Raw genomic sequence first — 9,878 nt, 5'->3', positions numbered from 1 at the left:
GCGCAGAACGCCCGGCCCGCCCCGGTGACCACCACCGCGCGCACGTCGTCGTCGGCGTCGGCCTGATCGAACGCCTCGATCAGCTCGGCGCGCATCGTGAGGGTGAAGGCGTTGAGCCGCTCCGGGCGCCGCAGCGTGATGGTGGCGATCCGGTCGGACACCTCGTACGCGATCTCAGAGAAGGCCATGACCGAATCTTATTCGGTCGCTGATGTTCACCCTCCGATAAAGACATATTTCGTCTCTGCGGCGTAAGCTTCCGCCTCAATCCATGATTGAGGCGGGGGCTCCGCCCTGCGGCCGCCCCCTGCCCTGCCGAGCGGGAGACGCGACCAGCGGATCCCCTCGTGGGGCGGTGTTTACGTCTACGGTGGAACACACGGGGAAACGGGGAAGGCGTGCGGCAGGCAAAGGAACCGGTGAGCGCCGGAGCGATCCTTGGGTGGCTGGTGCTGTCGACACTCGCGCCCGGGGCCGCCCACCTGCGCGCCGGCTGGCGCAAGACCGGCCTCGTGCTGATCTCCTGCTACGCCGCCCTCCTGCTGGCGCTGCTCGGCATATGGCTGGTGAACGGCCGCGACGCCCTGGCCGGCTCGCTCACCCAGGACTCCGTGCTCGTGCCGATCATCGTCATGGCGGCCGTGCTGGGCCTGGCCTGGTTCGCCCTGATCGTGCACTCGTTCGTCGTGCTGCGGCCCGGCCGGCTCCCTCAGACCGGGCAGATCCTCACCGGCGTCCTCACGGGGCTGCTCGCCGTCGCGGTCGTGGTGCCGTTCGGCGTGGTCGGGCAGTACACACTCACCGCGAGGGACGCGCTCGACCGCATCTTCCAGCCGACGGCGCAGGAGCCCGGCGACCCGCCCGCGCCCGACCCCAAGCCGGAGGACCCGTGGGCGGGCCGCAAGCGGGTCAACATCCTGCTGCTCGGCGGCGACGCCGACGACAACAGGACCGGCGTCCGTACCGACAGCATGAACCTCGCCAGCGTCGACGTGCAGACCGGCAACACCGTGCTGTTCAGCCTGCCGCGCAACCTGGAGGACGTCCGCTTCCGGCCCGGCACCCCGATGGCCGAGCGTTTCCCCGACGGGTTCCGGCTGCCGACCGACCCCGGCGGCGGGCGCAGCGACCTGCTCAACAGCGTCTGGGAGTACGCCGACGCCCACCCCGAGATCTTCGGCGGCAAGCAGCACCAGGGCGCCAAGGTGCTGATGGACACCATCGGCTACACCCTCGGCGTCAAGGTCGACTGGTACGCCCTGGTCAACATGTGGGGTTTCGCCCGCCTCATCGACGCCATCGGCGGCGTCACCATCACCGTCGAGCAGGACGTCGTCTTCGGCAGGTACAACGAGGGCCTGGTCAAGGCCGGCACCCGCAAGCTCAAGGGCGCCGACGCGATGTGGTACGCCCGCTCGCGCACCTACAGCGACGACTTCACCCGCATGCGCCGCCAGCGGTGCGTGCTCGGCGCGCTGCTCGAACAGGCCGACCCGGCGACGGTGCTGACCCGGTTCAACCAGATCGCGCTGGCCACCAAGGAGCTGATCAGGACCGACATTCCCCGGCCGATGCTCCGCCACCTCGTGCCGCTGGCGCTGAAGGTCAAGAACGGCGAGGTGACGAGCGTGCAGTTCGTGCCGCCGATCATCAACACCGGCTACCCCGACTGGGGGAAGATCCGCGACATCGCCGACAAGGCCCTGCGCGACTCGGCCCGCACCAACCCCGTCGCCGCCTCCGCCACGCCGTCGAAGTCCCCCAAGAAGAACAAGCAGGCCACCGACGAGCCCCGCGGCGACGACCCGGTCAAGAACCTCACCGAAGGCTGCGGCACCACCTGACCCCCGCCCCCGGCTCACCCACCGCACGAGGCCGACGGTCAGGCCCAGCGCGGCCCGCGGTCAGGCAGGCCGGCGTCTGGAACGGCTTGCCCGAGCCCGGCGAGGTCAGGCGCCCGCGGTCCTCCTCCTGAGGGTGACCGGCTGGCGAGCCTCCAGCACCCGGGCCAGCTTGGACAGCGACATGTTGACCACCAGGTAGATCAGCGCGACCACCAGGTACGTCTGGATGAGCAGGCCGTTGTAGGCGGCCAGGACCTTCCCGCTGTAGAGCAGCTCGCCGTAACTGACGACGAAGCCGAGCGAGGTGTCCTTCAGCAGGCCGACCGACTGGCTGACCAGCGACGGCAGCACCCGCCGGGCCGCCTGCGGCAGCACGACCAGCAGCATCGCGCGCAAGCGCGTCAGCCCGATCGCCAGGCCCGCCTCCATCTGGCCGCGCTCCACCGAGTTGATCCCGGCCCGGAAGATCTCGGCGTACGCGGCGGCGTTCGACACCGTCAGCGGCACCACCAGCTTCCAGAACAGCGGCAGGTCCAGCCCGTAGCGCGGCAGCGCGAACAGCACCACGTACACCAGCAGCAGCGCCGGGATCGTGCGGACCACCTCGACGTAAGCGGCGGACGGGCCACGCACCCACGCCCGCGGCGACAGCCGCCCCAGCGCCAGGAGCAGGCCGAACGCCATCGCCAGCACCGCCGACACCACGGCCGCCAGGAACGTCGACCACAGCCCGTTCAGCAGATAACGCCACATCGGCCACGTCGCGTACGGCTGCCAGCGCGCCGCGTCCAACTGCCCGTTGGCGGCGAACTGCCGCACCGCCAGCACGGCGAGCGCCACCACGGCCAGCGTGCCCAGCACGGTCGCCACCCGGATGCGCCTGACCGCCTTCGGCCCCGGCTCGTCGAACAGCACGCTCATCGCAGGATCACCAGCCTGCGCTCCAGCCGTCCGGTGACGAACCCGGCCAGGGCGGCGATCAGGGCATAAGCCGCGCCCGCACCCACGAAGATCGGGATGGGCTGCGCCTCGGCGAGGTTCACCCGGTTCGCCGCGGCCGTCAGGTCGACCACGCCGACGGCCGCGGCCAGCGCCGTGTTCATGGTGGTCGCGATGAAGATGTTGCCGAGCGGCTGCACGACCGTGCGCAGCGCCTGCGGCAGGATGACGTACCGCAGCGACTGGCCGAACGTCAGCCCGATCGCCCGGGCCGCCTCGCCTTGCCCCTTCGAGACGGCGTTCACGCCCGAGCGCAGGGCCTCGCCGACATAGGCGGCCTCGTACACCGCGATGACCACGATCGCCGTCGTCAGGATGCCTGCCTGGATGCCGATCTCCGGCAGGCCGAAGAAGGCCAGCACCAGCAGCACGAGCAGCGGCAGGTTCTGGAACGCCTCCACGTACGCCGTGCCGATCGCGCGCAGCACCCGTACCGGGCTCACGCGCAGGGCGCAGACCACGGCGCCCAGCACCGCCGCGCCCGCGAAGGACGCGGCGGTGAGCTGGATCGTCACGATCAGGCCCTGCCACAGCTCGGGCAGGTGGTCGAGGAGCACCGACATCAGGACCCCGGCACGGAGCCGATCTGCGGCGGCGCGGGCGCCTCACCGGTCACCACGGTGCCGATGGAGCCCTTCCAGATGTCCTGCCAGACACCCGCCTGCTGGATCTTGACCAGCCAGTCGTTGACGAACTTCTTGAACGGGTCGTCGCCGTGCTTGAGCCCGATCCCGTACGGGTCCACGGTGAACGGCTTGGTGACGATCTCGATCGACGGGTCCTTCTGCGCGTTGGCGATGAGGATCGTCTCGTCCTGCACGTACGCCACGCCGCGGTCCTGCTTGAGCGCCTGCATGCACTCCGGGTCGCTGCCGAACGTGATGATCTCGGCGTCCGGCGCGGCCTGCTCGATCGCGGGGATCGCCGGGGTGTTCGCGCCGGCCAGGACCTTCTTGCCGTTCAGGTCCTCGGGCTTGGTGATGCCCGTCGTGCCCTTCTTCACCGCGATCGTCAGACCGGAGGTGTAGTAGGGCCCCGCGAACGCCACCTGCTCCGCGCGTTCCTCGGTGATCGTGTACGTCTGGAAGACCACGTCCACGGTGCCGTTGGCCAGCAGCGCCTCCCGGGTCTCCGACGCCGAGTTGACGATCTTGACCTTGGGCTCGCCGAGGATGTACTTGGCCAGCGCCTTGCCCATCATCGCGTCGAACCCCTCGACCTCACCGGTCACCGGGTTCTGCTGGGAGAGCAGGGGCGCGTCCAGCGAGCCGCCCACGATGAGCTCGCCGCGCTGCTTGATCTTCTCCATGGTGGAGCCCGGCAGGATCTCGGCCGCCGCGGCGACCGGCGCCTTGGCCAGCACGTCGGTGCCGCCGCTGCTCGGGGCCGCTCCGGGGACGGCAGGGCTGCTCGACTCACCGCAGGCCGCCAGGGCTAAGACGGAGGCGACGGCGACGGCGACAAACCTCTTCATGAACCGCTCACTTCCTTCGATATCGAAGATATTCCGGACCGTAGTGGGATATTTCGGAGCAAGTCAATACGTTGTCGGCCCAAGTCGGTGCGTGGTAGGTATCTCACATGAACCAGCGGCTGCCCGTGCGGGGGCCACAGGGCGACCTGCTGCGACTCGTCGCCACCGGCAAGGCCGAGTCCCGCGCCGAGCTGGCCCGGTTGTCAGGGCTGGCCGCCTCCAGCATCTCCCTGCGCGTCGAGGAGCTCATCGACGCCGGCCTGCTCGCCGAAGAGGGATCCGGCACCTCCCGTGGTGGCCGCCGCCCCCGGCGCCTGCGCCTGTCACCCGCGGCCGGCGTCCTCGCCGTCGCCGACCTCGGCGCCCACCACGTACGCCTCGGCCTGCTCGACCTCAGCGGCTTCCCCCTCGTCATCGAGGAGCGCCCGTGCGAGATCGCCGACGGCCCCCGCGCCACCCTCGACCGCGTCGCCGACGCCTTCGACGCCCTGCTCGCCGAGCACGTGCCCGCCGGGGTCCCGCTGCGCGGCGTCGGCACCGGCGTGCCCGGCCCGGTCGACCCGGCCACCCTCCGCGTCGTCACCCCCTCGCGCATGCCCGGCTGGAACGACTTCCCCGTCGCCGACCACCTCGCCACCCGCTACGACCTGCCCGTCCTCGTCGAGAACGACGCCAACCTCATGGCCGTCGGCGAGGCACGCCACTGGCCGGGCAGCGAGAACCTCATGGTCGTCAAGGCCGGCACCGGCATCGGCTGCGGCGTCGTCGTCAACGGCCGCCTGCACCGCGGCCGGGGCGCGGCCGGCGACATCAGCCACGTCCGGGTGCGCTCCGACTCCTCGATCCTGTGCGCCTGCGGCCACCCCGACTGCCTGGAGGCATACGCGAGCGGCGCCGCCCTCGCCGACGCGCTGGCCGAGGCCGGCATCGAGGTGACCCGGCCGGCCGACATCGTCACGCTCGTCAACGACGCCGTTCCCGAGGCCACCAGCCTGGTGCGCAACGCTGGCCGCCGCATCGGCGAGGTGCTCACCGTGCTGGTCAACTTCTTCAACCCCGACGTGGTCGCCGTCGGCGGCAGCCTGTCGGCGGCCGAACCGCTCATCACCTCGATCAGAGCCGCCGTCTGGGAACGCTGCCTGCCGCTCGCCACGCGCGACCTGGAGATCGCGCCGGCGCGCGCCGGCCGTGACGCCGCCCTCCTGGGCGCCGGGACGCTGCTGCTGGAGGCCGTCACGCGGCCATAGCGGGCGCCTTTACAAAGTAGATCAGAATAATGAACGAGCGGCACGCGAGCGGTCCGTGGTCTGCGGTGCGGGCGGGCGACCGCGGGCGCTCAGCCTGCCGCGGCGGGGCGGTGGAAGGCGGCCCGCCAGCGCAACCGGCCACCGTCGCGCAGCTCCTCGACCACGCCGGGCTCCAGCCCGCCCGCCGCGAAGCCGGCCACCTCCGGCCGGGTCAGCGGCCACGGGGGCGGGCTCACCGGCTCGCCCTGCTCACGGCCTGACGCGATCACCAGCAGCGTGCCGCCGGGGCCGACGAAGTCCGCGATCGCCGCGGCGGCCCGCGCGTGCAGCGGCTCCGGCAGCGCCTGCACGGTCATGATCTCGACGACCAGGTCGAACGCGTGCCGCCACTCCCCCGGCGGGTCCAGCAGGTCGGCGACCCGGTAGTCGACCACGCTCTGCGGGAACCGCTCGCGGGCCAGGCGCACGGCGGACTCGCTTACGTCGAACGCCACAGTGTCGTAACCCAGCCCCGCCACGTGTTCGGCGTCGTCGCCCAGCCCCGCGCCGACCACTAGGGCCCGCCCGGAGCCCGCCCGGCCGCGCCCCCACTCCGCCAGCAGGAAGTGCGGCGCCCGCGAGTCCCACGGGACGGTCGCCGCGCCGGTCGCCGACTCGGCGTAGAGGCGCTCGAACCACCCCGTCGGGTCACCGGCCGCCAGCGACTCCCCGGCCAGGCGGAGGGCGTCGGCCTCGGGATCCTGCTGCGAGGTCATGCGTGGAACGACTCCTTGGCCAGCCGGCGCAGCCGGGTCTCGTCGATCTCGTGCCCCAGCCCCGACTGCGTCAGCGGGACCGCGATGACGCCGCCGTTCGCGCCCACGATGGGGTTGACGATCTGGTTCTGTTTCGGCGGCTGCGTCACGTCGCACGGCAGCGTGCAGCCCGGCAGGCTGGCCACCGCGACCGTCGCCGCCCTGGCCAGGCCCGCGCCCTGGCCGCCCGCGCACTGGATGTCCCAGCCCGCCGCCGAGGCGCGATCATGGGCGCGCCGGACGTCCGACAACGACGAGAACGCGGCCGGGCGCAGCAGCAGCACCCGCGCCGCCCGCAGGGTCAGGTAGTCGTCCAGCTCGGCGGTGGAGGCGACCTCGACGGCCACCGAGGCGGCCACCTCGTCCTGCAGCGCGGCGTGGCTGTAGACGTCGGTGGCGGGGAAGGGCCGCTCGATGACCTCCAGGCCGTAGGAGTCGAGCGCGACGAGCTGGCCCAGGTCGGTGTAGGCGTTGCCGCAGTCGACCGCCAGCGTCAGCGCCGGGTACGCCTGCCGCACCGCCCGCACCGGCTCGACGTCCCAGCCGGGCCGGACGTCGAGCGTGACGTGCCCGTAGCCGGCGCAGATCTGCTGGTTGACCCGCGAGACGAGGCTCTCCACGGACAGGTCGGGAACGAGCCGGACGGTCGCCATGAGGGAGGTGCGGGTGCCGCCGATCGCCTCGGCGAGCGGCACGCCGCGCATCTTCGTCCACAGGTCCCAGCAGGCCATGTCGACCGCGGTGTCGCCGCTCGGCACGGTGTCGGGATGCTCCCAGTCGACCCCGATGAGCAACGCCCCGAGCGTCTCCTCCAGCCGGGACCAGGTCTTGGGCGGGGGCGCGGTGGTCTCACCCCACCCGGTCATGCCGCCGTGGTCGGTGAGCTTGACGAGCAGGCTCTCCGACTTCCTGCCATGGGGCAGGGGCAATCGGAAAACCTCGAACTCCCGCACGCGCGGCATGTACCCCCCTTTATGACGCGGTCCTCTCCATAGTGCCCGGTGCGGAGGAATGCACGAAACGGGGGGCCAGTACAGCGCCCGCCACCGCGAGGGCCACGGCGACGGCGAGCCCGGCCGCGTGGTGCTGCCCGGCGGCGGTGAACAGGGCACCGCTGACCGCGACCGCCACCACGGTGAACACCGACTCTCCCACGCCGACGGCCGCGCTGTTGCGGCCCTCCTCACCCTCCTTCGACATGCGCAGCACCAGGACGGAGACCGTGGGGTGCAGGGTGCCGATGCCGAACCCGGCGACGGCCATGGCGGCGTACGCGACCGCGAGCGGGACGGCGTCGACGAGCACGAGCATGACCAGCGCGACCCCGGCGGCGATCATGGCGGCGCCGCCGCGGATCGCGGCCATGTCGCCCATCGTGCCGCGGCCCTTGACCCAGGAGCCGAGCGACCAGCCGAGCGCCCCTACCGTGAGCACGACACCGGCGCCGGCGGCGCTGAGGCCGCGCGCGTCCTTGAGCATGAGCGGGATGAGCACCTCGGCGGCCGTGTACGAGCCGAAGGCCAGGCCGCGCAGCAGCGGCGCGGTCGGCAGGCCGCGGGCGGCCCGCAGCGCGCCGGCCGGCAGCAGCCGGGGCAGCGCCACGGCCAGCAGGACGACGCCGGCGACCAGCAGAGGCAGGCCGGCCAGGCCGAGCGCGCTGCCGTACTGGATGAGCGCGGCGGACACGGCGGTCAGCGCGGCCCACATGAGCTTGCCGCCGAGGCCCGGGGCGGGCGGCGCGATGCCGTCCGCCGGGGCGCGGCCGGCGGCGCCGCGCCAGAGCAGCAGCGCGGCGGGCACGACGACCGCGATGACGGCGAGGAAGATCCACCGCCACCCGGCGTGCTCGGCCACGAACCCGGCGATCGCCGGCCCGACCATCGACGGCACCACCCAGGCCGCCGAGAACAGCGCGAACACCCGCGGATGCATCGCCGCGGGATAGACCCGGGCGACCAGCACACTGAGCGCCACCTGGGTCAGCCCGGTCCCGAACCCCTGCACGAACCGCCCGATGACCAGCACCTCCATGGTGGGCGCGAGCCCGGCCATGAGCAGCCCCGCCACGAACGTGGCCACGCCCACCGCGATGGGCTGCATCGGCCCTCGCACGTCGCTCCACCGCCCGCCCAGGACCGTCGCGATCATGCCGGCCGCCAGTGAGGCGCTGAAGGCCAGGTTGTACAGGTACAGGCCGTCCAGCTCACGGACCACCACGGGCATGGCCGTGGTCACCGCCATCGCCTCGAAGGCCTGTAACGTCACCAGGGCGATCAGGCCGATGCTGATCGCCCGGTAGCGGGGGGACACCACACTGACGGGCGCCTCGGCTTCAACAGTCGTCGTCATACCGGCACCGTAGGGCGACGCCCCAGGTCAGCACATCGGGCGCGGGCCCTAGGCACATGGGCCTAGGGCCCGGGCATGCGGGCCGTCGAGGAGGGCGTCGGCGGCGCGTTCGGCACGCCGCTGTTCCCGTTTCGGGCGTCGACGCAGGCTGAGGTGGCGCTGCTCGGACGGACGTTCGGGTGGCCGTCCCCGCTCCGGCGCCGGGCGTCCGGGCGACGGTCTAGCCGGGCTGCGTGTGGCGTTCGGCCCACCGGGCGATGTCGCGGCGCTCGATCGCGGCGGCCATCAGGTCGGGGAAGGCGTCGGGCGTGCACGCGAACGCGGGCACGCCCATCGCGGCCAGCGCGGCGGCGTTCTCGTGGTCGTAGAAGGGGGCGCCCTCGTCGGACAGCGCGAGCAGCACGATCACCTGTACGCCGGCCTGTGTCATCGCCGCCACCCGGCGCAGCATCTCCTGGCGGACGCCGCCTTCGTACAGGTCGCTGATCAGGATGAAGATGGAGTTGGTCGGCCGGGTGATCAGGCCCTGGGAGTAGGCGATGGCCCGGTTGATGTCCGTGCCGCCGCCGAGCTGGGTGCCGAACAGCAGCTCCACGGGATCGTGCAGGCGGTCGGTCAGGTCGACCACCGCCGTGTCGAACACCACCAGGGACGTCTTCAGCGACCGCATCGACGCCAGCACCGCGCCGAAGACGCTGGAGTAGACGACCGAGGCCGCCATCGAGCCGCTCTGGTCGATGCAGAGCACCACCTCGCGCTGCACCGAGCGCTGCCTGCGGGCGTAGCCGATGAGCCTTGAGGGCACGACGGTGTTGCGTTCGGGCAGGTAGTTCTTCAGGTTGGCGCGGATCGTGCGGTCCCAGTCGATGTCGGCCATCCGGCGGGGGCGGTGGGTCCTGGCCGAGCGGTCGAGGGCGCCCGTGACGGCCGCCCTGGTCTTCTGGGCGAGCCTGCGTTCGAGCTCCTCCACCACCTTGCGGACCAGCGCCCTGGCGGACTCGCGGGCCTGGTCGGGCATGACCTTGTTGAGCGCGAGGAGCGTGCCGACGAGGTGCACGTCGGGCTCGACGGCCTCCAGCATCTCGGGCTCCAGGAGCAGGCGGGTGAGGTTGAGCTTCTCGATCGCGTCCTTCTGCATGACCTGGACGACGGTCGAGGGGAAGTACGTGCG

The 9,878-nt window shown here is 72.1% G+C and carries 10 protein-coding genes; 2 read left to right on the top strand and 8 right to left on the bottom strand.

What is annotated here, in order from left to right; all coding sequences use genetic code 11:
• Positions 1-188: enoyl-CoA hydratase-related protein (locus tag E1286_RS43040; RefSeq protein ID WP_187368309.1), on the bottom strand; the 188-nt coding region annotated here is incomplete at its 3' end.
• Between the two features lie 231 nt (positions 189-419).
• Between E1286_RS43040 and E1286_RS43035 the strand changes: the two genes are divergently transcribed.
• On the top strand, positions 420-1,844 hold the full coding sequence (locus E1286_RS43035; protein ID WP_132622512.1) for an LCP family protein: 1,425 nt from the start codon (positions 420-422) through the stop codon (positions 1,842-1,844).
• Between the two features lie 105 nt (positions 1,845-1,949).
• On the opposite strand, the gene E1286_RS43030 is transcribed toward E1286_RS43035, so the two are convergent.
• From E1286_RS43030 to E1286_RS43020, 3 genes are read right to left on the bottom strand one after another with little or no spacing between them, the layout of a single operon-like run.
• Positions 1,950-2,765, bottom strand: coding sequence for an amino acid ABC transporter permease (locus tag E1286_RS43030; protein ID WP_132622510.1), 816 nt, complete (start codon positions 2,763-2,765; stop codon positions 1,950-1,952).
• Positions 2,762-3,406: an amino acid ABC transporter permease gene (locus tag E1286_RS43025; protein ID WP_132622508.1), complete on the bottom strand. Its 645-nt coding sequence runs from the start codon at positions 3,404-3,406 to the stop codon at positions 2,762-2,764. The genes E1286_RS43030 and E1286_RS43025 overlap by 4 nt, the downstream gene beginning before the upstream one ends.
• Positions 3,406-4,317: a glutamate ABC transporter substrate-binding protein gene (locus tag E1286_RS43020; RefSeq protein ID WP_132622506.1), complete on the bottom strand. Its 912-nt coding sequence runs from the start codon at positions 4,315-4,317 to the stop codon at positions 3,406-3,408. Before E1286_RS43020 ends, E1286_RS43025 begins: the two co-directional genes overlap by 1 nt.
• A gap of 107 nt (positions 4,318-4,424) precedes the next feature.
• Here E1286_RS43020 and E1286_RS43015 point away from each other — a divergent pair, with 107 nt between their 5' ends.
• Positions 4,425-5,564 (top strand): ROK family protein, encoded by a 1,140-nt coding sequence (locus E1286_RS43015; protein ID WP_246075655.1) that lies wholly within the window; start codon positions 4,425-4,427, stop codon positions 5,562-5,564.
• An 89-nt stretch (positions 5,565-5,653) separates the two neighbouring features.
• On the opposite strand, the gene E1286_RS43010 is transcribed toward E1286_RS43015, so the two are convergent.
• The 4 genes from E1286_RS43010 to E1286_RS42995 form a co-directional block, all read right to left on the bottom strand.
• Positions 5,654-6,319 carry a class I SAM-dependent methyltransferase gene (locus tag E1286_RS43010; protein WP_132622504.1) on the bottom strand — a complete coding sequence of 222 codons (666 nt, stop codon included), beginning with the start codon at positions 6,317-6,319 and terminating at the stop codon, positions 5,654-5,656.
• Positions 6,316-7,287, bottom strand: coding sequence for an enolase C-terminal domain-like protein (locus E1286_RS43005; RefSeq protein ID WP_246075654.1), 972 nt, complete (start codon positions 7,285-7,287; stop codon positions 6,316-6,318). The genes E1286_RS43010 and E1286_RS43005 overlap by 4 nt, the downstream gene beginning before the upstream one ends.
• Before the next feature lie 43 nt (positions 7,288-7,330).
• Positions 7,331-8,707, bottom strand: a complete 1,377-nt coding sequence (locus E1286_RS43000; RefSeq protein ID WP_246075653.1) for an MFS transporter — start codon at positions 8,705-8,707, stop codon at positions 7,331-7,333.
• A gap of 220 nt (positions 8,708-8,927) precedes the next feature.
• Positions 8,928-9,878 (bottom strand): VWA domain-containing protein (locus E1286_RS42995; RefSeq protein WP_132622502.1); only part of this gene is annotated, 951 nt, incomplete at its 5' end.

The organism is Nonomuraea terrae, assembly GCF_004348995.1.
GTDB lineage: Bacteria > Actinomycetota > Actinomycetes > Streptosporangiales > Streptosporangiaceae > Nonomuraea > Nonomuraea terrae.
Note: the sequence above shows the minus strand (reverse complement) of the source record. Positions and strands in the feature narration are given on the sequence as shown.